The 26109-nt window shown below is 46.9% G+C and carries 19 protein-coding genes and 1 pseudogene; 10 read left to right on the top strand and 10 right to left on the bottom strand.

The window, feature by feature from the left end:
• The first annotated feature begins 131 nt into the window (after positions 1-131).
• A complete protein-coding gene (locus QUA54_RS08720) occupies positions 132-2249 on the top strand; it encodes a DNA-binding protein (RefSeq protein WP_333414187.1) in 2118 nt (705 codons plus the stop codon).
• 268 nt (positions 2250-2517) lie between these two features.
• Positions 2518-3057, top strand: a complete 540-nt coding sequence (locus tag QUA54_RS08715; protein ID WP_333414186.1) for an MgtC/SapB family protein — start codon at positions 2518-2520, stop codon at positions 3055-3057.
• Positions 3058-3527: 470 nt separating this feature from the next.
• Here the strand turns inward: QUA54_RS08715 and QUA54_RS08710 are convergent, their stop codons facing one another.
• Positions 3528-4628 carry a precorrin-8X methylmutase gene (locus QUA54_RS08710; protein ID WP_333414185.1) on the bottom strand — a complete coding sequence of 367 codons (1101 nt, stop codon included), beginning with the start codon at positions 4626-4628 and terminating at the stop codon, positions 3528-3530.
• 161 nt (positions 4629-4789) lie between these two features.
• Between QUA54_RS08710 and QUA54_RS08705 the strand changes: the two genes are divergently transcribed.
• The 3 genes from QUA54_RS08705 (at position 4790) to QUA54_RS08695 (ending at position 9362) form a co-directional block, all read left to right on the top strand.
• Positions 4790-6703: a heavy metal translocating P-type ATPase gene (locus QUA54_RS08705; RefSeq protein WP_333414184.1), complete on the top strand. Its 1914-nt coding sequence runs from the start codon at positions 4790-4792 to the stop codon at positions 6701-6703.
• A gap of 318 nt (positions 6704-7021) precedes the next feature.
• The gene (locus QUA54_RS08700; RefSeq protein ID WP_333414183.1) at positions 7022-9082 is read left to right on the top strand and encodes an elongation factor G; all 2061 of its coding nucleotides are present in this window, start codon (positions 7022-7024) and stop codon (positions 9080-9082) included.
• 82 nt (positions 9083-9164) lie between these two features.
• Complete coding sequence (locus tag QUA54_RS08695; protein ID WP_333414182.1) at positions 9165-9362, top strand: hypothetical protein; 198 nt, start codon at positions 9165-9167, stop codon at positions 9360-9362.
• On the opposite strand, the gene QUA54_RS08690 is transcribed toward QUA54_RS08695, so the two are convergent.
• Both QUA54_RS08690 and petP read right to left on the bottom strand, forming a co-directional pair.
• The gene (locus QUA54_RS08690) at positions 9359-10453 is read right to left on the bottom strand and encodes a Get3/ArsA fold putative tail anchor-mediating ATPase NosAFP (protein WP_333414181.1); all 1095 of its coding nucleotides are present in this window, start codon (positions 10451-10453) and stop codon (positions 9359-9361) included. The two genes, QUA54_RS08695 and QUA54_RS08690, sit on opposite strands and share 4 nt — an antisense overlap.
• A gap of 237 nt (positions 10454-10690) precedes the next feature.
• Positions 10691-10891: a cytochrome b6f subunit PetP gene (gene petP / locus QUA54_RS08685; protein WP_333414180.1), complete on the bottom strand. Its 201-nt coding sequence runs from the start codon at positions 10889-10891 to the stop codon at positions 10691-10693.
• A gap of 670 nt (positions 10892-11561) precedes the next feature.
• Here petP and QUA54_RS08680 point away from each other — a divergent pair.
• Both QUA54_RS08680 and QUA54_RS08675 read left to right on the top strand, forming a co-directional pair.
• A complete protein-coding gene (locus QUA54_RS08680; protein ID WP_333414179.1) occupies positions 11562-12671 on the top strand; it encodes a FecR domain-containing protein in 1110 nt (369 codons plus the stop codon).
• Positions 12672-13109: 438 nt separating this feature from the next.
• Positions 13110-14927, top strand: a complete 1818-nt coding sequence (locus tag QUA54_RS08675) for an adenylate/guanylate cyclase domain-containing protein (protein WP_333414178.1) — start codon at positions 13110-13112, stop codon at positions 14925-14927.
• 106 nt (positions 14928-15033) lie between these two features.
• Here the strand turns inward: QUA54_RS08675 and glsA are convergent, their stop codons facing one another.
• Entirely contained in the window at positions 15034-15960 is a 927-nt protein-coding gene (gene glsA, locus QUA54_RS08670) for a glutaminase A (protein WP_333414177.1), read from the bottom strand.
• 347 nt (positions 15961-16307) lie between these two features.
• Between glsA and QUA54_RS08665 the strand changes: the two genes are divergently transcribed.
• On the top strand, positions 16308-16670 hold the full coding sequence (locus QUA54_RS08665; protein ID WP_333185298.1) for a hypothetical protein: 363 nt from the start codon (positions 16308-16310) through the stop codon (positions 16668-16670).
• Here QUA54_RS08665 and QUA54_RS08660 read toward each other — a convergent pair.
• Both QUA54_RS08660 and pap read right to left on the bottom strand, forming a co-directional pair.
• The gene (locus QUA54_RS08660; RefSeq protein WP_333185296.1) at positions 16667-17653 is read right to left on the bottom strand and encodes a YdcF family protein; all 987 of its coding nucleotides are present in this window, start codon (positions 17651-17653) and stop codon (positions 16667-16669) included. The genes QUA54_RS08665 and QUA54_RS08660 overlap by 4 nt on opposite strands.
• A gap of 352 nt (positions 17654-18005) precedes the next feature.
• Entirely contained in the window at positions 18006-19493 is a 1488-nt protein-coding gene (pap, locus tag QUA54_RS08655; protein WP_333414176.1) for a polyphosphate:AMP phosphotransferase, read from the bottom strand.
• 708 nt (positions 19494-20201) lie between these two features.
• On the opposite strand from pap, the gene QUA54_RS08650 reads away from it, so the two are divergent.
• The gene (locus tag QUA54_RS08650; RefSeq protein WP_333414175.1) at positions 20202-21161 is read left to right on the top strand and encodes a GNAT family N-acetyltransferase; all 960 of its coding nucleotides are present in this window, start codon (positions 20202-20204) and stop codon (positions 21159-21161) included.
• A 124-nt stretch (positions 21162-21285) separates the two neighbouring features.
• On the opposite strand, the gene QUA54_RS08645 is transcribed toward QUA54_RS08650, so the two are convergent.
• Positions 21286-21444 (bottom strand): hypothetical protein, encoded by a 159-nt coding sequence (locus QUA54_RS08645; protein ID WP_333414174.1) that lies wholly within the window; start codon positions 21442-21444, stop codon positions 21286-21288.
• A gap of 88 nt (positions 21445-21532) precedes the next feature.
• Here QUA54_RS08645 and QUA54_RS08640 point away from each other — a divergent pair.
• Positions 21533-22653 (top strand): annotated as a pseudogene (locus QUA54_RS08640) (IS630 family transposase).
• Positions 22654-22829: 176 nt separating this feature from the next.
• Here QUA54_RS08640 and QUA54_RS08635 read toward each other — a convergent pair.
• From QUA54_RS08635 to QUA54_RS08625, 3 genes are all read right to left on the bottom strand, one after another.
• Positions 22830-23729, bottom strand: coding sequence for an ABC transporter ATP-binding protein (locus QUA54_RS08635; RefSeq protein ID WP_333414173.1), 900 nt, complete (start codon positions 23727-23729; stop codon positions 22830-22832).
• Positions 23730-23854: 125 nt separating this feature from the next.
• Complete coding sequence (locus QUA54_RS08630) at positions 23855-24628, bottom strand: ABC transporter permease (RefSeq protein ID WP_172186836.1); 774 nt, start codon at positions 24626-24628, stop codon at positions 23855-23857.
• A gap of 384 nt (positions 24629-25012) precedes the next feature.
• Positions 25013-26056 carry a hypothetical protein gene (locus QUA54_RS08625; protein WP_333414172.1) on the bottom strand — a complete coding sequence of 348 codons (1044 nt, stop codon included), beginning with the start codon at positions 26054-26056 and terminating at the stop codon, positions 25013-25015.
• Positions 26057-26109: the final 53 nt, after the last annotated feature.

Here is a 26109-nt window from a genome sequence, read left to right as displayed (position 1 = left end):
CAACCCCTCTTTTGGTGAAAAACCCGGTTTCGACGCACCCGTGCCTAAGTCAGAACAAAGGTAAGATTTAATGTGCAAGTCAAGTTTATTGAGTGATGGCTTCCAAATCCTCTATCCCATAACGGAATTCTATGCAGTTGCAGCGCCAATTTAGCGGACAACTGATTGCGATCGACACCAAAACCGCGATCGCCAGTGGCGGTGAAGGTCGCATCTACCCGATCGCCCAAGACTCGTCCCTTGTAGCAAAAATCTACCACAAACCGACAGACGAAGACGGCGACAAACTCACAGTCATGTTCAGTATGCCGCCGGATGCGCCGATCGCGGAACCGGGACACGCTTCAATTGCTTGGCCGATCGATTTGCTGCATACTGTCGGCGGGCGAGAAAAAATTGTCGGTTTTGTGATGCCGCGCGTTAACAAAGTGATGCCGGTACACACTTTTTACACTCCCAAAACCAGGCGCGAACAAAAACCGCTGTTTAACTATCTTTACCTCCACCGTACCGCCAGAAATCTCGCCTCGGCTGTAAACGCCCTCCACGTCAGGGGTTACGTCATCGGCGACGTAAACGAGTCGAACATTCTCGTCACGGATACGGCCTTGGTAACGCTGGTAGATACGGATTCGTTTCAAGTGCGCGATCCTTATACGGGTTACGTTTATCGGTGTCCCGTGGGGAAACCCGAGTTTACGCCGCCGGAGTTGCAGGGCCAGACTTTCCGCGATATCGATCGAGCTCCAGAGCACGATTTGTTCGGTTTAGCTGTATTAATTTTTCAATTGCTGATGGAAGGTACGCACCCGTTTTCGGGAGTTTATCTCGGTAGCGACGAACCGCCGGCTTTGGAAGCGAGAATTCGATCGGGACATTTCCCTACAGGTACGAAGCGGATTCCCTACCGCCCGATGCCGGCTGCGCCTCCTTTCGAGATGCTGCATCCCCGACTGCGGCAGATGTTTGTCCGCTGTTTTGAGGAAGGGCACGCCAATCCTTCGGCGCGCCCGGATGCGAAAACTTGGGTGAATGCGATTCGGGAAGCGGAAGATTCTTTAATTACTTGCAGCAAAAACAGTCAGCATAAATACGGAAATCATCTGAATCGCTGCCCTTGGTGCGATCGGGCAAAACTCCTCAAAGGCCGCGATCCGTTTCCTTCGCGGCAAGCAGTCAGCAACGGATTGCACTTGCAGCCGGCGAAAATCAAGCGTAAAAAGCCCCAACCACCGCCCGTCGTGAGGGAGCCTGCAGCGCGCAGGCTACAGCCCGCCACGGGGCTGCCGCGTCAACTCGGCCAGTACGCAGTGCCGTTGCTACCGCTGCCGATGTCTTCTCGGAGTCGGACTCCGGCGCCTCGGGTTCCCGCGGGCAAGTTTGAGCGCATTTTTCAGGATGCTGCTTGGGGAGGTGTTTGGGGGAGTTTGTGTTTGGCGGCGATCGGGGGGATTTATTCGGTAATAGCTGAGGGCGGTGGGGCTATTTTGGGGGCTATTTTTGTTGGTACGATTTGGGGCTGTTTTTTTGGGATGATGTGGGGCGTTTTTACTTTGGCGCCGAACCAGATTTGGCGGAAGTGGGGCGGAGTTTTTGTGGGGGCCGCTTGGGGGGCTTTTTTGTTGGCGGCGATCGGCGGTGCGGTGTTTGGCGCGATTAATAGCACTCCGGGGATCGGGGAGAGGATTTTGGCTGGGGCGGGGGTTGGTGCTGTCTGGGGCTGTGTTTGGGCGAGTTTTAGGCCTCCTCTGGCGCTGCCTGTGGGCAGGGTCTGGGGCCGGCGGGGAGGGTATTTGGGGGCGGTCTGGGGTTCGTTTGTGGGGACTCTGGCTGGTGTTTTTTTGGGGGCTGGGCTGGTGGTTTGGCAGCAATACAATGTCCAGATGCGGCCGGTGAATGAGTTTGCTGGTTTGCTGCTGGGTGTGGCGATCGTGGCGGCTGGTGTGGGTTCTGTTGGGGGTGTGGTTTCTGGGGGTTTGTTGGGTTTTTGCGGGTTTGCGCCGAAGCTGCCGATTTCGTTTCAGCCTTCGGGTGTAAATGGTGGGACTTTGGGGGCGATTTGGGGCAGTTTTTTGGGGACTTTTGCGGGTGCTGTGTTGGGGGCGGGGGTGTCTGCGATGTTTCCGGCTGTTAGCGCTGGGGTGCCGGTGGAGTTGGGGCCTGTGGCGGGGGCGATCGTCGGGGCTGGTTTGGGGGCGATTTGGGGGGTAGTTTCGGGTACTGTTTGGGGGGCTTTGGGGAAGTGGTGAAGAAAGAAGCAACGATGTAAATTTGCAACCCCAGATATTTCTCTGCAAGCTATTAGCCAAGCGCCTCAACAAAGCGTGCGAGTTTCAGCGTTTGACGTTTCGGGGCCGCACATCGAGCCGAACCTCTACTTGAATTTAACTTAGTCTTAACTTAAACTTAACCTTATTACCTAGTAAATCTAGCGACTAACTGGAGTTACATTAAGTCAGCCTGCCGCGCCTGGGAATGCGTGCGCGTGAAGAGCGAGTTCTAGTAGGAGTACAGGCAATGAGTTCTATCTTTTTCAGCCCCAACGATTGGCAAACAGTCACCTTTAGGCTGACGGCTGCACTACTGGTAGGCTTCGCGATCGGCATGAACCGCCAGCAGCCAGGTAGACCAGCAGGTTTAAGAACCTTTATGATTGTGAGTCTAGGCGCAGCTATATTTGTAATGATTCCTTTGCAGATGGATGGCGACAGCACCTTTTCCTCTTCCAATGCTTTGAGCCGAACTATCCAAGGAGTTGCCACAGGGGTAGGCTTTCTCGGAGGCGGAATCATTCTGCAACAAACTAAATACCCAGTGGGTAAAGCTGAAGTTAAAGGATTAACTTCCGCAGCAACTATTTGGTTGGCTGCCGGATTAGGTGCAGCGGCAGGCTGCGGTTTGTGGGTGATGAGTTTGATAGGAACGCTGTTTGCACTCTTGGTTTTGAGTGGCGTCAAACGGCTTAAGAAGTCTGCTTTAATTCGTGCTTATGCTAACAGCCAACCACAAAGACTACTCAAAGATGCAGCCTCAGCGCGCGATCGGCAGCCAGAATAACTGAGTTTCCCTTTCAAAAAGTACAAGATCTACTCAGCACGGTCAAAGACAATGGTGAGTAGCTGAGTACCTTTTGCGGTTAATTGCTCTGGCTTGAAGCTAGGAAATTTTTAGGTTAAAAGAGAATCCAAATATTGTTTATGGGTGATAGGAGCCTGAGTAAGTCAGTTATATCACATCCGGTAGCATCGGAATTATATTACCCACAATAAGGACACGGCAGTGCCGTTTCCCTACAATTAATTGGGGTTGGGAAACGGCACTGCCGTGTCCTGCGTTTATATCATTCCGGTGTTACCAGATTTGATATCAGATATTGCTGTTTAAAATCCCGAAAATCGGAGTAATACTTAGAATATAAACACTTCTTTTTGCCATACTCTTTGAACTGGGTTTCAAGCCAGAATTGCGCTGTCAAAGAAATCTCGATACAGGAGAATTTGATTAGTACGCTTTTCTCAAGCCAATCTTTACTTGAGATGACAGTGACAATTCGGCTTTTCAATCAAAGACTCAACCAAAGCATTCAAAGCAACCGCCGCCAACAACCCGCCGCCAAAAGTTCCCACAGTCGTAATATAAGCAACGCCCGATCGCACTAACCGCCGTTTCGCCACCGGAGAATGACTAAAACCGATCGGCATTCCAACTACCAAAGCCGGTTGCAGTTGCCCGCTCTCGATCGCCTCGCAAACCGCCATCAGCACAGAAGGCGCATATCCGATCGCCAATATACATCCTTTTTCCATTTTCAACAACTTCTTAAACCACTCACGCTGCTGCCAGAATTCCTGTTCCGCTTCCGCCGCAGCATTGATGTGCGGGTCATCAATTAAAGTTGCAATACTTGTTCCCAAATGCGCCAATCTTGTCCGATCCAAAGCAGCAAAAACAGGCGGCACATCAGCCACAATTTGACACTGATTTTTCAAAGCTTCCCGCGCCGATTTAATCGCCGTTTCGCTCAACTTCACAAACGGCAGCAGCGAACAATCTCCGCAAGCTAACACCAGTTTAGAAAGCAAGTCTACCTCAATTTCCGAGCGATCGGCCAAATCCGGCAACAAATGCTGCAACGACTCCCCAAAATCCTCCGGGTGAGTGTGCGCCCCCGCATCCCAACCCTCCCAAAGTTGTTCCAACTCCTCCAACCCCCCCTCAGTTTCGGTCTGCAACAGCCTTAATTGCGCCAGGGCGTCCGCTTGCACCGCTTGACAGGAAATATCCCGCCCCAGCAATCCTTCGAGGGCTGATGCCGTTTCTCTGAGGCGAACAATTTGCTGAATTACCGACAGATATTGCCGTTGCAGAGTCGCCATCAGCGCGTTAGGCGAAGCATCCGCATCTGTTTCTAACAGTTTGCGGATGTGAGACAGTTGAAAGCCTTGCTGCTTGAGTGCGACTATTCTTTGGAGTCTTTGCACGTCGCTGCGGGTGTACAGTCTGTAGTTAGAGGTCGATCGCACGGCCGGAGATAGCAGCCCCAAAGCGTGATAATGTCGCACCATCCGAGGGGTAATTGTGCCTTTTACCGCTTCTGTAAGTTGTTTGATTGTCAGGTATTCTTGCATTGGATTTTTTAACCGCAGATATGGGCGGATAAACGCGGATGGACGCAGATGGGTATGGATGGTTATTGAGTTTTGTAATTTTGTTTGGTTTTACTCTTGACATTGACATTAATGTCAATGTTTAGGCTACAGGAGTCATTCTACTAAATCAAGCTTTACAAATGACTTCTAATTTTTTGTCACTTTCTCGCATCTCCCAGTTAGCCGAAGAACATCCAGATGCTGTGACTGCCGCCCTGTGCGGAATTCTAGTAATCTTGGGTTCGCTAGCCCTGCAATTCGGCTGGCTGGGTTTAGCTGTGTTAATCTTGCCCGCAGCTTATGTTATCGGCGGCTATTCCAGCACCCGCGAAGGATTAACTACGCTTTTTCAAGAACGCGAATTAGATGTAGATTTGTTAATGATTGTCGCTGCTTTGGGCGCGGCCGGTTTGGGGCTGTGGCGGCAAGAATATCATTTAATTGTTGACGGTGCGGTGCTGATTTTAATCTTTGCAATTAGCGGCGCGCTTGAAGGTTATGCTATGCAGCGGACTGAACGCAGCATCCGCAGTTTGATGAGTTTGACTGCGGATACTGCTAGGGTGGTAATGTACGGCGGGGAACGGGAAGTTGCGATCGACAAATTGGAAATTGGCGATTACATTTTAGTCAAGCCCGGAGAAATCATCCCCACAGATGCGATAATTATTGAAGGCTACAGCGCGATCGATCAAGCCTCGATTACCGGCGAGTCGATGCCCGTGGAGAAAACCAGCGGCGATGAAGTCTATGCAGGTACAATTAACGGTGTCGGCGCGCTGAAACTCGAAGTGCATAAAACTCCAGAAAGCAGCTTGATTCAGCGAGTGATTCGGCTAGTTCAAGAAGCGCAAACAGCAGCGCCGCCTTCTCAAATGTTTGTGGAAAAATTCGAGCGCGGTTATGCCAAATTAATTGTCGGTTTAGGCTTGCTGCTGGCAACTTTGCCGCCCTTTGTTTTGGGCTGGAATTGGGAAGAGACAATCTATCGGGCGCTGATTTTCCTAGTAGTCGCATCCCCCTGCGCGCTGATGGCTTCGATTATGCCCGCGCTGCTTTCGGGAATTGCTAACGGGGCGAGACAGGGGATTTTGTTTAAAAGTGGCGCGCAATTAGAGATGATTGGTAAAGTCAGGGCGATCGCCTTTGACAAAACCGGAACTCTCACTACCGGAAAACCTGAAGTTATCCAAATTGTACCAGCAGCCGGATATACTGAAACAGAAGTTCTGCAATTGGCAGCAGCCCTAGAAGCTCATTCCGAACACGCGATCGCCTCTTCAATTGTCAGCGCCGCCCAGCAGCAACAGTTACAATTGTCAACCGCTACCGATGTACAAGCAAAAATCGGTCAAGGAATTGTCGGCAAAGTCAACAATCAAATCATTGCCATTGGTAAAGCCAATTTTGTCCAAGCAACTTCCGAATTAGCTCAAATCAGCCAGCAGTTACAAGCAGAGGGTAAAACCGTTGTTTGGGTGGCAAATGGCGAGCAACTTTTGGGAATAATTGCAGTAGCAGATACCCTCCGCCCCGAAGCAGCAATAACGGTAAAACGCTTGCAAAAATTAGGCGTAGAACATATAATTATGCTAACCGGCGACAATGAGCAAACAGCTCAACACATCGCCCGTCAATTAGGCATCAATGAAGTGTACGCCGAACTTTTGCCAGAAGACAAAGTGCAGGCAATTAAACAACTGCAAACCCAGTATCAAACTGTAGCAATGGTAGGAGACGGCATCAACGACGCCCCCGCCCTCGCTCAAGCTTCCGTAGGCATTGCGATGGGAATTTCCGGCAGCGATGTTGCTTTAGAAACTGCTGATATAGTATTAATGGCAGATAAGTTAGAGCAACTAGCTAAAGCAATTAGTTTAGGCCGCCGCGCTCAAAAAGTTGTCAAACAAAACATTGTTTTTGCACTCAGTTGCATTGTGCTGTTATTGGCGGCTAATTTTTTCGGAAATATCACCATGCCTTTCGGCGTCATCGGTCACGAAGGCTCTACAGTAATAGTAACCTTAAGCGGTTTGCGACTGCTGAGAAATTAGACACGAAAAACCGCTAGAATCGAAGCAGAGCAAGAGTAAAATGCGTTCCCAGACTCTTCCTGGGAACCAAAATTTTATCTGCGTTCATCTGCGTCAATCTGCCTTCATCTGCGGTTAAAAATAAAAAAAAATATTAAGAAAAACTACAATTTGTGTTTGCGTCACTCAAAATACGCTAGCGTCAAAAGTATAGAATCATACCAAAATCAGAAATTGCTCGAAACTGCAATAAAAATTAACCTAGAAAAAGTCTAGAAAATGGTATAGAACTTATTGCACCAAGAGCAATGGAAAACAAGTTTTCTGTTGGAGGCTATTATGAACGAAAAAGTCATTGGGGCCACGCGGAACGTTGCAATTGTTGGCCCTTATTTAAGCGGTAAAACCGCACTGCTCGAAAGTTTGCTGTCGGTGACAGGGACAATTACCCGCAAAGGAAATGTCAAAGATGGCAACACAATAGGTGATAGTTCGCCGGAAGCGCGCGATCGCCACATGAGCGTAGAAGTAAACGCCGCCACCGCTGAATATGAAGGCGTCCGCTTCACATTTCTCGACTGTCCGGGCTCGGTAGAATTTGCCCAAGAAACTTACAATGCGCTGATTGGTGTGGATGCGGCGGTAATTGTTTGCGAACCCCAAGCCGATCGCACTTTAACCCTCGCACCCCTGTTTAAATTTCTCGATGATTGGGAAATTCCCCACTTAGTTTTCATCAACAAGATCGATCGCGCTTGCACAGACGAAACTACTTGCGGCAGCAACTTCACCGACGTGCTCGACGCGCTCAAATCCGTTTCCAGCAGACCGATCGTACCTCACCAATATCCGATCGGCAAAAACGAACAAATCATCGGTTTTATTGACTTAGTAACCGAACAAGCTTACCACTACCATCCGGGGGCCGCCGCAGATCCAGTCCCGCTTCCAGAACACCTCAAATCACAAGAAAGCGCAGCGCGGCAGGAAATGCTCGAAGAATTGGCGAATTTTGACGACCATTTACTCGAAGAATTGCTCGAAGAAATCAATCCCGACGCGGAGGAAATTACCCGCGATTTAAAGATGGAATTAGGCGCAGATTTAATTGTGCCAGTATTCATCGGCATCGCCGAACAAGATTTCGGCGTGCGGCCTCTGCTGGAAGCTTTGCTGAGGGAAGCGCCGACACCGGAAACTACAGCCGATCGCCGCGGTATTATACAAAGTGAAAACAAAGTTCTGGCTCAAATCCTCAAAACCTATTACACGCCGCAGGGAGGCAAACTATCGTTAGTGAGAATGTGGCGGGGGACGCTGGCAGACGGAGCAATTTTGAACGGCGTTCGAGTTAACGGTTTGTACCGCTTGACCGGCCAGCAAACGCAAAGTTTGCAGTCTGTCAGCGCCGGGGAAATTGTGGCTTTGGGAAGGCTAGAAGGCTTGAAAACAGGCGATGTGTTGGGATCGGAGGAATTATTGCCAAAAGCCGAAATCATCTCCCCTGTCTACGCACTGGCGATCGTCCCAGAAAAGCGCAACGATGAAGTTAAGCTGAGCTCCGCTTTAGCTAAATTGCTAGAAGAAGACCCATCTTTAGTCTGGGAACAGCACGGCGACACTCACGAAATTATACTTTGGGGTCAAGGCGAAATCCACCTGAAAGTAGCTTTAGACAGGTTGCGCCGCAAGTATAATTTGCCGATGGTAACTCACTTACCGCAAGTGCCGTACAAAGAAACCATCCGCAAACCTGCATCTTCCATCCACGGGCGCTACAAACATCAAAGCGGCGGACACGGACAATTCGGCGACGTGTACCTCGACATTCAACCGCAGCCACGAGGAGAAGGCTTCAATTTCACCGACAAAATAGTCGGCGGCGTCGTCCCAAAACAGTATATTCCCGGCGTGGAAGTGGGAGTGCGCGAGTATTTGGATCGCGGCCCGCTGGGTTTCCCGGTGGTAGACGTAGCGGTGACGCTGACGAACGGTTCCTACCATTCTGTGGACAGTTCCGAACAAGCTTTCAAGCAAGCGGCGCGTTTGGCGATGCAGGAGGGAATGGCGAAGTGCGAACCGGCATTGCTGGAGCCGATCGCCAAAGTTGAAATTTGTGCTCCGAACGAGTGTACATCAAAGGTGTTGCAGTTGGTCAGCGGACACCGCGGCCAAATTCTCGGCTACGAAGGTAAACCAGACTGGAAGGGATGGGATGCAGTTTCTGCTTATTTGCCGATCGCAGAAATGCAGAATTTGATCGTAGAATTGCGATCGCAGACAATGGGAGTCGGATTTTTTAATTGGGAGTTCGATCGATTGCAAGAAGTGCCGGAACCTTTAGCTAAGCGGGTTTTGCTAACGACTGGCGGCAATGGAAACGGCAACGGTAAAAGTTAAGCTGTAAGGGCGGGTTTCATCAACCCTCTTGGGAAGAATTCAAAGGATAAATAAACCCGCCCCCGCCCCACGGCCAATCTGAATGTACATTTCGATTGTTCGTTGGGTGGGTGCGGGTTTTCGAGATTGTTTTTTTTCGGCGATTCTGGTTTGTGAAACCCGCCACTACGATCGCACAAATTATACGATCGCGAATCAGCGAGACATGATATTAGAGAACTCGATAATTCATCCGTGTATCCGTGTCAAAATCCGTGTCGTGCCTTCTTCCTTACCCTAAAAAGAAATAATCAAGTAACCGTTTAGGAACTTAGCACCAGTAACAGACTTTCCAGTTAGCGCCGGAGGCAGCAAAATATTGCGCCGCTGATCGCCCGCTTCGATCGTCACTTCCGGCCCCGATTGAATCAATTTAATTTCTTTTTTGTCAAACCCAGGCAAAAACAAACTAACTTGACGCTGTGCAATGTTTATGTTAATCGGTTTAGGAGCTTTTGCGGCCTCAGAAAAATCGGGCAAAGCATCAATTAGCGGCTGCCAGTTACTGTCACTGTGCGCCGGAACCGAAACAGCCGTCAAAGGCTCAAAATCGGCAGTAATAGCTTCTGTAACCGGTGCTTGATTAACAATGACACCGCCCACAGTCAAACCAACTTGTTGAGAACTTCCCCAAAGATAGCGGGCAGTTGCGATCGCGCTTGCATCTCCAGTCGTCACCAAAAAAGCCGCCGTGCGGTTCGGATCTGCCAGCGCTTCCTTACCCTTATCCAAAAGATTATCGACTTGCTTAGTAGATTGAAAAGCATTGTCTCCCGACAAATCGACAGTCAACACGGTACTGACAACCGGTTGAATAAAAGGCGACAAAGCTTTACCCAAATCCGAATCTACCAAAGCTTGACGGAACCTGCGGATGTACCAACTCAGAATTTCCGGCATTCCCAGCATCCGCAGCGTATCCATGCCGCCATTGCCGTCATAAACGATTACATCGTATTGTTTGCTGTCCTCGTATTCCCGAAGTTCGTTCAACGCCAGCGCGCTGTCCATTCCCGGTAACACTCCTAATTCTTGACCGTAAATCTGCTTGAAAAACGGAGTGCGGACATATTGAGCTTCTAGTTGTTTAACTTCGTCCCACCTGCGTTCTAGCAGCGGCGCGCTTTGCACCTGAACTGCTTTGAGGTTGGGGGCGATTTCCAGGGGGTTGAGAGTCAGGGGAGTCCCTAGCAGGATACCCAATGCAGGGCCCGGATCTTGGCCGAGCAGCAGAACTCGCTTGCCTTGAGCCGCGTATTTTTTAGCTGTTGCGATCGCGATCGTGCTGCGGCCAGTGCCGCCTTTGCCCAAAAATGTCAAAATCAAAGCCATTTTCTGTTCTCACTGCCAAAGCTTACTCTTTAACATTTAAGCGCAACCTTCAGCCAGAGTGGGGGAGGCGGGAGAGTGGAGGAAGAGGAGAGTCGGCGAGTGGGAGAGTGGGAGAGGGGAAGAATTGGGAAAATTTTTCCTCTTCCTTCTTCCATCGGACTGACATCCGTTACATCCGTTACATCCGTTACAGAATCCGTTGCCGAACTTCCTTCTTCCTTCTTCCTTCTACATCTGTTAAACGGGTTCTAGCTCATCTTCAAAGAACCAAGTCGCAAAACCGTCAAACTTGACAACCACACCTACTCCGCTACCGTCAACCATTTTGAATCCGTCAACAGTGCCTACTGGATTCTGCTTTATCTTGCCCACTATATTTGGAGGTATCCGATCTCTGAGACGGCGCACCTTCACTCTCTGACCTACTTCTATTGCCACTGAAATTGTTCTCCTGCTCTATATAACCTATATACAACCGTCCATTTTACAGTTTGGCGTCTACTTCGGAACAGCAACACCAGCAGGCGATCGCTCGCTAGGATTTTCCATCGAAATTTCGACCAACTTTCCCTAAAAAACCCTCTTCTAGTCGGGGTTGGTCGATCGTGTACCTTGATTCGCTTGGGTTTGCCTCATCAGGTTCCACAGCAGCAAGCTCAACTCCCAGACTCTCGCGCACCGCGAAGATAATTATTTTTTATCCCTTTGCAAAAACAATCTTTTTATTAATTGCCACAACTACAGAATTTCTCCCCAATTAGTCATCCTTCCGGCAGAAGCCAAAAAGCATTCAGAAGCATTAATTAATTTTATGTTTGCTATATATAAATCTGCGCTCTCTAAAGTTGACCTCGGCTAAAATCCATACTGCAAAGCACTTTGAGTCTGGTCGGCTAAATTTCCCGAAGGTCAGATTTTAGTAAACTGCCATCTTGTAACAGTTTACTAAAATCTGAAAATAAAAAAAAGATTTAATGCTAAAATTTCAGGTTGAGAAAGTCTATTTTTGCTGTTGTCTTACCGCATAAAAAATGGAACGCTTGCCGGATTTAGGGTGTCCAAGAGAGCAAATGAAGTCAAGGAACTTCAAGATCACAAAATTGAAATAATGAATAAAATTTTTACGTGCTGGCGATCGACCCAAATTCCGCTCCTAAGTTTATCGTTAGCTGTGTTCGCCTGTCTGCCGCTCGGTCGTGGGGCGATCGCCAGTCCGCTCTCTCCATCCCCCAAACAGCCCTCACACGCTACTAAAATTGTCTCGGTCGATCGACCGCCAGCATTGCCAACAAACTCACAATCTCCAAAAAATCCGGCAACAGTGGCGGCGAATTCATCCCCAGCAGAGACAATAAAGGCTCAGGGAACAGCCGTCGGACGATCGCTCGAAATCCAAGAAATTCGCGGTACAGTCAGCTTTAAAGGGCGGCCAGCGGTTGTGGGCGATCGGCTGCTTGCCCCCGGAGACGAAATCATCACCGGCCCCGATTCCACAGCCCGTTTAGCGATCGACAACTACACCGGCATCGTGGAAGTTGCCGAAAAAACCACAGTCAGAATATCTGATTTGTCAAGCCGTGCAGGGGGCGAAAAAGACACAGCGATTTTTGTCAGCAGGGGGCGAGTCAGGTTGTCGATCGGCAAAACTGCCGCGACAACTCCTGCAGCCAACACCTCAACAATTATCCCGCCGAACCAAATAGCCGCCCTAAATACCTTCAGCGGACTCGGCAAATCCAGTCAAATTGCCCAACAAAAAAGTTCTGCCAAAACCGCCCCAGTCAGGGTTGAAACCCCAGAAGGCGTTGCCGGAGTTCGCGGCACGTCCTTTGGCGTCAGCGTCGGCGAAGGCAAAACCGCAGTCGAAACTATTGAAGGTGCAGTCGCAGTATCCGGCAGCAGCAGCGACTCAGAAGTAGTTGTCAACGGCGGCAACGCCACGACAATTTTCCCTCAAACCTCGCCCGTGGCGCCCTCAGCGAGTCCTCGCCTAGCTCAACTCAAAGTCCGCAGTTTGGGGAGACTCAGCGGCAATATCTATCGCCTCAGCGGTCAAATTAACCCGATAAACATAATTTATGTCAACAACGAAGCGATTAAGATCGATCGAAATGGCAACTTCAAAATCCAAGGAATTTTACCTCCAAGTCGCCGCCTCAAAATCGTAGTGCGAGGCCCGTCAACCACAGAACGGCATTACAGCATCGCTGTTCCCTAAACAACCTATTTAAGAGTAAAGTGCGCGGGCAGTCTCTGAGGATCTGAGTTAGATTGTAAGTCCTATCTGGGTTGATTATCATGTGTAAGTGCGAAGCATTTCGCGGTGAAACTCCCTCAGCCCAGGTGCATCTAAATCTTACAGTTAAGTTTGATGCAATTATTGTGGGGGTGTCCCGCCAGTCGCAAAATACAATTTAGATTCCCAACAGATTAGTCAAAATCAATAAATTTTGCGGCTACCCTTCGCCCTTACGGTATTGTAAAACTTCATGACCAAAAATTTTTTGATGGTACAAGCCCTCGGATTTATTCGTGGAATCAATCCAAAATCTAAAATCTAAAATCTAAAATCTAAAATCTAAAATCTAAAATCGAATGACTCGCACTCCTCTCGAAAATCGGACTCGAATGTTACTTTTTGCGTCAAATTAATTGCATGAAGTTCAAAAAATGGATCGACGAGCATCTCAAAGACAATCAACTGATCGGCCTGCGGCAATATATAATCACAAATCCTCCCTGGATAACAGGTGCCATAGCAGGTATAATGTCTGTAGCCATGCTGCAATTGGGAATGTGGAAACCCCTTGAATATTTGGGATACAAAACGCTATTTCAAATTCGAGAAGCAGGAATTTTGCCAAATCCCGGATGGGATTCTAGAATTGCCGTAATTGCGATCGAACGGCATTCCTTGCAGGAATACGGTCAATTTCCTTGGCCTCGAAACCGCTACGCCGAACTGCTAGAAGCGCTGAAAAAATCTCCCCCCACAGCCGTTGGTTTTGACATTCTTTTCCTCGATCCGAGTCCGAAAGATGATATTTTAGCTGCTGCGATCGCCGCCAACGGCAAAGTTGTACTCCCTAGAACCCTTAAAGAAGAACCAGTAGCATCTTTAAAAGAAGTCGCCGCAGGTGTCGGCCACATCAGCCAGGAAGCCGATAGTGACGGTATTAGCCGCAACTCAAAAATCTTTCTCAACGGGATTCCTAATTTCGGTTTAGCAATGACTCACAGGTACAATGCTGCTAATCCCCAAGATCCAGTATTGCTCCCACATTCCAAAAATAAGCAGGAAAAAAAAGTCTGGGTTAACTGGCCGGGGAAAACTGAAAATCTACCTACCTATGCTTTTGTTGATGTCGTAGAAGGTAAAATTCCCGCAGATGCTCTGACCAATAAGTTAGTTTTAGTGGGCATAGTTGCTACCGGTTTAGACCCGATATCTTCACCTCTCAATAAGACTACGGCTGGGGTTTATTTATATGCAGCGTTGGTTGACAATTTGCTCAATCAACGCTTGCTGCGGCGGCTGCCGGTACTCCTAGAAATTTTGTTATTGTTGGGGATTGGCCCTCTTACCGCTTTGGTTCTGGGCAACCGAGGTGTTACAGAGAGAATTGCGATCGCTCTCGGTTTGCCTATAGTTTGGATTGCGGCTGCTGCTTTGTTATTTGGCTTATTTTTTTGGTGGGTTCCGATTGCCGCACCTATCGGCACTCTCATTTTATCTGGCACTGCTTTGCAACTCCGGGAACAGTACGAAAAGCAGCAGTTGATGAGGTTATTTGAAAAGCACGTCGATCCAGAGACTGCTCAGCTTATTTGGCAACGCAAAGCGGAGATATTTGAACAGGGAGAACTTGAACCTCAAGAACTTACAGCAACGGTGCTATTTATGGATATTCGTAGTTTTACTTCGATTTCAGAAAAAATGCGACCGCGAGATTTACTCACCTGGTTGAACAATTATTTGGAAGCGATGACTAACTGTATTATGGATCACGGCGGCGTTGTAGATAAATACATCGGTGATGCAATTATGGCAGTTTTTGGGGTGCCTTTTTGCCATACCGAATATAGAGAAATTCAACAAGATGCTTTGAATGCAGTTGCGGCTTGCATTGCGATGCACGAACGGCTACACCAACTTAATCAGCAGCTTAGAAGCGAACACAAACCTTTAATTAAGTTTGGCATCGGTTTGCATACCGGACAGTTAGTTGCTGGCAGCGTGGGCGGTTCCCGGCGTTTGAATTATTCTGTGATCGGTGATGCTGTCAACGTTGCTGCTAGATTGGAGGCGATGAATAAGGAAATTGTTTCTGACAGTCCTTTTAATTTGTTGGTGACGGGGAGGACTTTTGCTTACGTGCGCGATCGCTACGAAGGCCAAAAAGTAGGATCGATTCAATTGCGCGGAAAAAAAGAACTGACTGTGGTTTATGCTATTATGGGCGAAAAGCATTAGTCAGTTGTCAGTTGTCAGTTGTCAGTTGTCAGTTGTCAGTAGGGAAAATTACCTTTTTCCCAATTCCCCATTCCCAATTCCTAATGACTACTGACTACTGACCAATCTAATCAAATACGCTCAGCCGCAGAGTTTTAGCTATTTGTTCTAACAGAAATAAGCCGCCGACAGAATTTCCCTCTTTATCGAGGGGCGGACTGTAAAAGCCGATCGCACCTTGACCCGGAATTACCGACAGCAAAGCCCCGCTAACTCCCGACTTTGCCGGCAGTCCCACCTGCAGCGCAAAGCGGCCCGATGCTTCATACAAACCGCAAGTTGCCATCAGTGCTTTGACAGTGCGGCAGTTTTCCCGCATTGCTCGATCGCCACTATTTACCAAAACCATCCCCAGCTTAGCTAAATCCTCCACAGTTCCCGACAAACAGCAGACGCGATTGTAAGTTTCTAAAGCAATTTCTGCATTTTGAATATAACCCGATTCTACGATTTTTAAGGCGAGATTCCAATTGTTTTGATTCGGCATTGCATTCACTGAATCGAGCATTAACTCGTCAACAAATAACTGACTGTTTGCCTGTTGATTCAGCCAAGTTCGCAAGTTTTGACAGCGCGCCACAGCATTTTGACCGGGAATCAAAGACGCTAGGGCGATCGCGCCGCTATTAATCATCGGGTTTCTCGGCTTTCCTTGGTCTATTTCGAGTTGAGTTAAGGAATTGAAAGGCAGTTCCGAAGGCTTCCAGCCAACGCAGTCAAATACCATTTTTTCGCCCAATTCGCACAGCAAATAAAGCAGGACGAAGGGCTTGACTGCACTCATCAGCGGGAATGTTTGATCGATGCTGCCCCAGCTCAAAATTTGACCGTCCGTTGCCCGAATTTGCACGGCAAACCTTTGTCTGTCTGCTTGTGCAAGGAGAGGTATGTACGCGGGAATTTGACCGGATTTACTGCGATTTATTGCCTCTTTTGCCCATGCGGTCAGTTGTTCTGGTTGCAGGGAAGATAGTTTGCTGGTGGATATTGTCAAATTAGATAACTTATTGGTTTAATCTAAAATAAAGTGCGATCGCCCGATCGAGATCACAAACTTTTCCATGCCCGATTTTAAAATAAATCTGACCAAGAAAATTACTTTGCATAAAAACCTGCTATTTGCCCAGATAAATAAGTAGCAGCTTCAAGGCAAAGTTGTTTCCCGACAACAACCAGCACTAGCTCAAAAGGGCGACCGATGGTGATTTCCCTGCCCCGCTGTCAGGGCAGGGTGCTTCTCTAACTTAATTCTCAAGGGAGAAATTCGCAATCCTTTCCGGATACCCCCCAACCTCTGAGAATTTACCATGCAACCGAATCTACCAAAATCAGGATAAAAAAATGCCAGAAGCACCAAAAGCAGAAGCACCAAAAGCAGAAGCACCAAAACCAGCTCCGCTGACTTTTAAGGGTGTGTGCAGCGACGGAGTTCTAAAAGGCAAAGAAATTGAAGGCAAACTAGACATCAAAATCAACGTCGAGTCCGTCAAAGCTAAAGAGGCGCCGGCACCCAAAAAATCCGAGTGGGAGCCAGTGATCTTTTGGGTATTGTTTGCTTTCATGGCAAACTTGATTGTCGGCGACCCCGCCGGAATGAGAAAAAAATACAACTCCCCACAAAGGTCGGATTCTCATCAGATGTTAAACCAATCTGGGGAGCAGTCGCTGTTGCCTAAGAAAAACACCAACAACTCGCCGCTTTAGGCCCTGGGAGACTGCCAGCCGCGCAAATAGTAATAAAAAGACCCGAAATATTCCTCGAATACTCGTGTCGTAGTTACCAAAGCTTCTGCACGAGGCAAAAAATCTCCCGCGTCTAAGCGGAGTCTGGATTTCCCTCCTGCGGTGGGTTGATAAGTGTAGAAGTCGGTAGCTCTAGGAATCACCTGAATTCCCATATTCGCAAATGCTAGGCTGGCTCGGCGCATCTGAATCGCAGATGTTACCAGAATTACTTTGCGCCCGACACCGCGGCCGTCGAGTATCTTTCTCACCTCTTCAGCACTGGTGCGTATGTTGCTGCCGTTATTGTCGAGAACGATACTGCTGCGCGGGACGCCCATGTTGTTTGCCAGCAACGTTTCGATATCCTTACCTTCGCCAACATAACCCTCCCACTCGGGTCTCGGGCCAGCGGTAACGATGACCATAGGTGCTAGTTGTTTTTTGTACAAAACTGCAGCATAGGGCAGGCGATTGCCTGCATCTGTCAGTTGAATCGCTTCTCGGTTGGCGGTGTGGTTGTTAGTCGTTCCCTTGCCGAGGAGGACGATCGCCGCTGCTGTTTCGTCGCAGCAAACTGTGCGAGCAGCAGCGTCCCGTTCTGCTTGGTCGGCGAACCAGTAAGCTACAACTGGCATACTCGAAAGGATCAAAACTAACAGCGCTGCCAGGATCATTCTCGGCGCCGGGTTGCGGATGCCCCCGTTCGTGATCAGCGCCGATGCAATCACCAGCAGCGTGATCGAAAAACCTAACGGCGTAAAGAAGAAGGCTATTATGCCGAAAATCGCTGCTCCGACTGGCGTGTCTGGCGCAAAAAAAGCCAGGAACAAAAGGCTGATCAGCAGCAAAACGCGCAGCCGGTCTAATAACGGATTGTCTTTGCCTCCTGATTGATCCCACCACGATTTGAGCAGTGAGAACAGGAGGAATAGAAATAGAATGCGAGCTAACAGTTCTGGCATCTTGCAATATTCTGTGTCTTCATAAATTAGTACAGAAGTTTGGAAACGAGCGCGAATTTAGCTGCGGGAGGAAATACGGGCATCGGTGGGTTTTTAACTTTCGCGAATCACGCAGTCCGATCGCATTTATCCTAATGCTCGATTCCGGTCAGCTATCAACTATTGGTTGCAGGGTGAAGCCCGCTACTTCCAGTCACAGATTGCTGACAGTTAATTGGTAATTGATAACTGGTAATGGTTGATTGGTAATTGGTAATGGAGCGAGCACAGGCAGGTTGAATAGACAATTCAAGCCTGCTTTCTTCTGCCTACTTTTTTCCCCATTACCTGTTACCGATTTACCAATCCCAATTTATCGGCGCTTCAGTTGATTCCGAATTGCCTGCGTTACCGTTTGAATTACTTTAACACGAGCATAATACTTGTTATTGGCCGCAATTAGCGTCCAGGGAGCAGCAGGGGCACTGGTGCGCTGAATCATTTGATTCACCGCCACTTCATAATAATTCCACTTTTCCCGATTTCGCCAATCTTCCTCGGTGAGTTTGTATTGTTTAAATGGATTGTTTTGCCGCTCTGTAAACCGCTTTAGTTCTTCGTCAGGACTGATGTGCAGCCAGAATTTAACTAACACACAACCGAAACTGGTGAGTTGCTCCTCAAATTCGTTGATTTCCTGGTAAGCTCGACGCCATTCGGGTTCGGCGGCAAATCCTTCGACTCGCTCGACCAGCACTCTACCATACCAACTGCGATCGTAAATGCTGATTTTACCAGCCGTTGGCAGCCGCTGCCAGAACCGCCAGAGGTAGTGATGCGCTTTTTCTTCGTCTGTCGGGGCCCCAAAGGCATTAACAGTGTAACTGCGGGGGTCTAATACGTCCGTCAAGCGTTTGATCGCTCCTCCTTTACCGGCGGCGTCCCAACCTTCAAACATCACTAACACGGGGATTTTATCTTCGTAAATGCTTTGTTGCAGTTTACCAAAACGGGTTTGTTCCTCGCGAAGTTGCTCTTTGTATTCGTCGGGCGACAGCGATTGAGTTAAATCTACTTGGGCCAGTAAGTCGGGTTCGGTGGGTTCCAACCTTTCTTGAGGTGGCAATTTCACGGGTGCAGATTGCATCGGCAGTCTGTCTAAGGCTTCTGTAATTGTCGCTGCCATTTGCGTTAAAACTTTGACTCTCGCCCACCGCTGACAATCGCCTTCTACTAGCGTCCAAGGTGCGGAGCCCGTGCCGGTTTGGGCTACCATTTCTTCTGCTAAAGTTGTGTATTCTTGGTATTTTTTGGCTTGTTTCCAATCTTCGGGCCGCACTCGCCAAGCTTGTAAGGTATCGTCTTCTAGTTTTTTGAGCCGGTGCTTGAGTTCTTTTTTGCTCAGGTGAATCCAAAATTTGGCAATTGCGGCGCCGTCATCAACCATCTGCCGCTCGAAGGCGTTGATTTGTCGGATGACTGTGGGTACTTGGGCGTCGGAGACTCGATCGAACAATCGGTCTTCTAAAACATGAGTGTACCAACTGTGGTAGAAAAAACCAATTTTGCCGCGGGCGGGGAGTTGCTGCCAAAATCGCCACAGAAAAGGATAGCCCTTTTCTGCGGCTGACGGCGGCCAAATCGGGTGGACGGCAAACCCCCGCGGGTCCATGTACCCTACCATTTGTTTGACTAAAGCGCCTTTGCCCGCGGCTGCCCAGCCTTCGAGGACGATAATTGCGGGCAATTTTTTTTCCCAGCAGGCCAGTTGGAGCGATCGCAACTGTTTCATTAAAACTTCTATCTTGGCATCGTAGGTTTCTTTATCGAGGGAGATATCTAAATCGAGGTTGTCGAGCATATTTACCTCATATAAATCTGAGAAAACTGTTTAACGTTAGTTTAACGTTTGGATAAAATTAAATCCCCAACTCCGGGAAAAACGTTATAAAAATTACAGTTACGGCTGGTTAAAAGCACGATCGCTCCTGCCCTCAAATGGCAGCCTCGTTAATACTAGCAAGATTCCCTCAATTTCAAACTTGCCAAAAAAAACGGCTCAGGTTATAGTTGAAATAGGTAACTTTTAAATAAGTTCAACTTCTCCCCTCCCCCGATCGGGCGAGTTAACAGGAGGAGGCAAAAATCCCTGAAAAAGGATTTAGTGTAAAAGAGAGCAAAAGTAAAAATCAACTACCCGGTGGGGGTGACAACTTCTTTACTTAGCTGTATAAACTTTATTCAAACAATAGTTACTTAAGCACCAAGCTCGGTAACGAAAGAGAGCGCGACTCATCGACATCCAGCCATAAACTCACATATAAAACTAGCCCGGAAGGGCAAACCAATTTTTATGATTGCCTAATTAGATAAAACCTGAAAGCCTGGGTGATATAAACAGGTTTCTAAGTTTTATCGACACCACAATAAATCTGCATTACATCCGCGTTTATCCGCATTCCGAAGCGGTTAAAAATCAAAAACTCGGATTTTTGCCAGAAATTCACTGTACTTGTTTGCCAATACCAATTAAGAGGAACAGTCCGAAATTACGGATTGCAAGTTTTCTATGAATATCTTAACAACACGCTCCTACAAGGGCCAAACTGACTGGTGCGCGATCGCCAATTTAATCGATGCTTGCGAAGCAGTCGATCGCCTCGGCGAAGAAGTCTCAGCAACTGAACTCAAGCTAATACTTGATGCACCCAAACTCGACAAAGCCCGCGACGTGCAGTTGTGGGAAGATGGTAATTACAAACTAATCGGTTTGTCACTCCTAGATATGCCCGATTCCCAGGATGAAATAGACGCTTGTCTGTGGTTTTACGTGCATCCAAATCTGCGTAGCGAAGGTTTAGAAAAAGAGATAATTAAGTGGGGCGAAAAGCGGTTGCGCGAAGTCGCAAAAGAACGGAATTTGCCCGCGAAATTGCGTACCTACAGCCGCGAGGATAAAACAGATGAGATGCGACTGTTAGAGAAACAGGGCTTTGAGGTCGATCGCTATTTTTGGACAATGGCCCGATCCCTTGCTGAACCCATTCCCACACCGGAATTTCCCGCAGATTTTGCGCTAACCCACGTATCGGGAGAACAAGACATCCAACCTTGGGTAGAAATGTTCAACCAGTCATTTATCGATCACTGGAACCACCACGATTTAACTGCGGAAACCGTGCGCTACTGGATGCAAGATCCGAATTATCAGCCGGAATTAGACTTGATTGCTGTTTCGGGCGATCGCAAATTTGCTGCTTTCTGCGACTGTCAAATCAAACCTCAAAAAAACGCCCGCAGCGGCACAAAAGACGGTTGGATTGAATTGTTGGGTACACGGCGCGACTTTCGGAAAATGGGTTTAGGAAAAGCGATGCTGCTGGCGGGTTTGCACTCCTTAAAAGCGGCGGGTGCAAACACAGCTAAACTCAGCGTTGATGCTGACAGTTTGACGGGGGCGACAAAGCTTTACAAATCAGTCGGTTTCCGCCCGATGGAAACTTGGATCGAGTGGGCTAAGACTGTGTAGAAAAGGTTGGCCCTGAAGGCGAGAATCCCGACTGCTTAAAGAAGTCGGGGTTCTCAAGTGCTATTTTGGGTCAAGTGCGAGATCCCTTTTGGATTGAATGGGCGATCGCGCTTTTCTTGATTTCCTAAATCAACCGGAAATTAGCCGATGTAATCGCATTGGCACTCACTCCAATCATCACACCTAATTCTTCCCCTGTCAAGAGATTCTTGATGAGAGTTCCCTGAGTATTTTGAGTTATTTCTAACTGACCAAATCTTAAACATCCGCTTAATCCAATCAAATCTTTGCCCTGTAAAATCAGCGATGATAAGCTGAGACGCAGCTAGATTGTATAATATAAAAAAATAAGCAATCATTAGTTATAGTGTATGCCAGCCAAAAATCATCTATCTCAAAATCAAAAACAGAGACTCATTAAAATACTAAAAGAGTCGGACGATAATTATGTGAGGGAAAAAGTTCTAATTTTATTGCTAATAAATGACGGAAAAACTTATCAAGAAATTAGTGAATTTATGGAGATTGCTTACACAACAGTAGCTTATTGGTCAGTTCATGGCGACCGGATAATTTGGATAGTTTTTTAGATAAAAGAAGCCCAGGAAATTTTCGCAAAGTCACTCCAGAGTATGAAAAAATATTGATAGATACAATCGACAAAAATCCGGAAGAATATGGATATGAATTTGGGAGATGGACAGCAGCCCGACTAGCAACATATTTAGAAAAAGTCACAGGAATTAAATTGAGTAGTTCCCAAATATCCAGAATACTACATAAAAAAAAATACGTTTATATTTGGGCTAAATATAGTTTAGAGGACAAACAAAATCCAATTGAAAGAGAAGTATTTAAACAGAAGCTCTCTGAGTATTTAAGAATAACAAAAGAAACCCCAGAGCTTTTACAAGTATGGTTTTGGGATGAAAGTGGATTCAGTTTACGAGTGATAAGAAGAAAAAGTTGGGGTAAAAAAGGCAGTCGAAAAAAAATCACAGGTCAAAGAAAAAGAGGCAGAGTAAATATCATGGGTGGGTTGAGATATCATGACAAAAAAAGGTTAAATTTTGTGATAAAAAGAGGAGACTCGAATACCTTTTACGAGCAAATTAATGCCTTAAATGATTCGATAGTTCAAGAATGGAGAGAAATGGGTAATCAAGCTGAAAAATTTGCCGAATCTGGAATGAAGATTGTAATTATTTTAGACAATGCTAGTTTTCATAAAAAGAAAGATATTCGGAGCCAAATATCAGCCGAAATGCCTCATATTATTTTAGAATTTTTGCCACCTTACAGCCCCGATTATAATTTGATTGAATTGGTCTGGCATTCAGCGAAAGAATATATAGCACATCGACTGTTTAAGTCAGTAGAAGAATTGTCAGAATTACTACATAGATTATTAAATGAAGGAGAAATGGTTATTAAATGGGATCGAAAAATCAAAAATAAAGGCAATGCTATTTTATCCGGTTTAGCTGCGTAGCAGCTTATCAAATACTCTACATACCGCGCATCGGCTATACTACAGGAGATATCGACATTCATGATATCCCTGTCGCTAAAAATAATCAAATCCTTTTTGTTAGCACTTTGTTTATCAGTTAATTACTGTGGAACTTTAACCGCAGATGGTGGCGGATATACGCGGATGAACGCAGCTTAGGATACAGTTTGTTTAGTCACTTCGACATAAATATGTTCTAATCGCACCGGATACCGAGCGATTGAATCAATAGAAATTCCATCGAACAGCAAAATAATCTCTTTTAATTCTAAACGTTCCGGCAGCCAAAAAGCTAAATCGCTACCGTAGCGACGGGGGATAAAACTGTATTGTTTAGCGCGGGCGATGACTTCAGCTTCTTCATCGGTTTTTACCACGATAATTTCTTGAGCAGGAATCAGTGTTTGCAACTCCTCCAAACTGCCCTCAGCCACAATACTGCCATTTTTCAAAATCCCGATTCTCTGACACAGCCGTTCAGCTTCATCCAACAAGTGAGTTGTCAGCAAAATTGTAGTTCCTTCGGATTGCAAGCGCTGAATTAAATCCCAAATTTCGTAGCGAGCCTCAATATCTAAACCCGTTGTCGGTTCATCTAAAATTACTAATTTAGGCTGGTGTACTAAAGCCACCGCAATATTCAAACGGCGCTGCATTCCTCCGCTCAAAGTTTCCACCGGGCTTGTAGCTCTATCTGTCAAATTTACTGCTTTCAAACAGTGTCTTACTTGATAGCGCCGCTGTTTGCGCTCTAAGCCGTAAATTTGAGCAAAAAAGTTGAGATTTTCTTCGCAGCTAAGGCTTTTGTAAAGCAAATTTTCTTGGGGCGCTACACCGATTAAGGATTTTGTAGCTTCGGAAACAGGTTCACCATTGATAGAAACTTTGCCGCTGTCGGCATTTAGCAAATTGCATACAATATTGATAGTTGTAGTTTTACCCGCCCCGTTTGGTCCCAGCAAACCGTAAACTTCTCCAGATTGAATGTGCAGTGTTAAATCTTTAAGCACTGAACGCTCGCCATAGGACTTATTTAGCTTTTCTATTTGCAGCACTGCTTTAATTCTCCGTATTATTTTATATATTTACGGTTGTTTCTGAACGATTAAACCGCCGAGAGCGCAGAGGGCGCTGAGTCAGAGAAGAGAAAGATAAATATTTACGACATAATGAGATAGTTTTAAAGTCTTCTTTCTACTCTCAACATCCGTCGGTAAGAGAGCCATCCGGCTACTATCATTAAAACAGCAAAAATACACAAAAACTCGAAGTGCGACGAAATATCAGCCAAATCTTTGCCGTCAGCCCACACGCCCATCAGGGCTTCGTTCATGTGATAAATTGGATTGTACTGGGCGAGTTCCAGCAGACTTTTGGGAAACAGCGAAGTTGGCAAAAATGCGCCTCCTAAAATCAACAAAGGAACGCCGAAAGCCGCTACAAGCGAATTGACATCTTCAGTGCGCCTTGCAAACTGGGTGCCGAGAATAAAGCCTACACCTACATAAGATACAATACTGAGCAGAATAATCGCGCATCCTAACAGGATAGAGCCTTGAAATTGTGCTCCTAAAAAAGAGGCGATCGTGTATACTAAAATTACCTGACCGATACCGATGCAACTGTGAGCAATAAAAATCCCTAAAAAGTAGGAAGTGCCGCTCAGGGGGGAAATAAACAAGCGTTTGAGAGTATGCTGTTCTCGCTCTGCTACTACGGTTGCTACGCTACCGCCGAGACAGCTAAAAAATAAAGCAGCTCCTACTAAGCTTGCAGGGGCGGCTGTTTCAAAAGCTTTTGCTGTTGTCAGTTGCGCGCGTTCTGCTAAAATTAAAGCGTTAATAATCAAGATAGAAATCGGAAAGATAGCCCAAAAAATTAAACTGCGTCTTCGCCTTCCCAATTCTATTAAAATTCGCTGCGCTACAGCGAGGGTTTCATACCAGTATTTCATTTTAAGTTTGTTAGCATTGTTATTGTCTGAAATCAAAAATTAAAGTTAATATTTTATGATACAGTCATGACATAAGCTTGTCAAATAACTGTTTAAAATGTACACCCTTCAATTAACATCAACGGATTGGTGAAAAACAGAATCAGCAGGCAAAGGAGGAAACGGCACTGTCGTTTTCCTAGCCCAAAATAATCGCCTTATTGAAGATGTAACCATAGCCCGATTAATTGTAGGAAACTGCAGTGCCGTTTCCTGATTTCCGCTAATGGGTAAAATCAATCGGACGGATGGGATGATGAAATTACTCTCCGATATAACGATCGACAACACCGCTCTTGAGGAGACGGCAATGCCGTTTCCCCACCCCAAAATAATCAATAATTCTTACTTAATCGCAAAATTCGTACCTCGGTAACATCCTTGAAAAGAAGTTAAACTGGTGCGGTTTATCTGTTCCAATTTAGTCACGAGGGAAGAAGTATTGGTACTTTCAGCCGTAGCACCCCACTTGTAGATAAAGTCGCCGATATAGTTTCCGGTTTCTTCGTAGCTGTGCTCTTCAATTGGAATTCCCGAAACTCCTGAAACAGTTTGGTTGTTGTATCCGTTAACAATTATTTTTTCGATAACTGCGCCCGGTTCTGCGGTAATGTTCCATTGCACCGGTTCATAAGCTGAAAGTGCGAGAATTATTGGCTTGTTTCGGCGTTCTACTTTGATTTGGATCGCACTTTTTGATAAATCTCGGTTCTTGTGATCCGCATTGGCTTCGTAAACGCCTATTAAATGAAGTTCTTTATTTCCGCTTGAGGAACCGATATAAGCTGAAAAATCGTCTGAACCGCCAAGCCCGCAGTTGGCCGCAGAACTAATTGGGGAAATAAAAGCTGTTTTTTCGGCTAGTTTCTGCTGCACCGCCGGCACTACCCACAATCCGGTTCCCACTCCTAAAGCACCTATCAAAGCGGCCGCTATACCGAAAGGAAGGGCATTTGTAAGGTGGCGAACAACTGGTTTGGCTGTTAGTTGAGATAGCGTTTCCTGCCAAGTTTCACCAGTTTGTCGATCGGCATTACCGCCATCGAGACAGGCCAATAAAGCTAAACTTTCCGGCTGTTCGAGCAGACTTTGAACAGTTTTCCCTTCGCCGACGTAGAGATTTCTAGTTTCAGTGTCTAAAAGCAGCCAGTAGCGATCGCCCTCGCCGAGGTTGTACTCTTGTACTGCAGGATCGACTAAATCGTGCTGCAAAAACACCAGCCAAGCCATATTATTGCCAGTGCCGACTGTTTTGCCGTCGCTGGAAATAAGTTGGTCGATATCCGGTTCCCAGCGCCAAGCTACCCAGCGACTATCTCCTCGATAGCCGAGGGATTTTTCTAGTTGCGGATGAGCGGTTATTTCTAAGCGTTGAACTAAGTTTGACACGAGATGTCCTCCTCAAGTGCGATCGCCACTTCAATGTCTTAGCATAACTCATC

Origin of the sequence: Microcoleus sp. MOSTC5, from assembly GCF_036701825.1 — a bacterium.
GTDB classification, from domain to species: domain Bacteria; phylum Cyanobacteriota; class Cyanobacteriia; order Cyanobacteriales; family Microcoleaceae; genus Microcoleus; species Microcoleus asticus.
The sequence above is the reverse complement of the archived record's forward strand: the minus strand, read 5'-3'. Positions and strand labels throughout refer to the sequence as shown.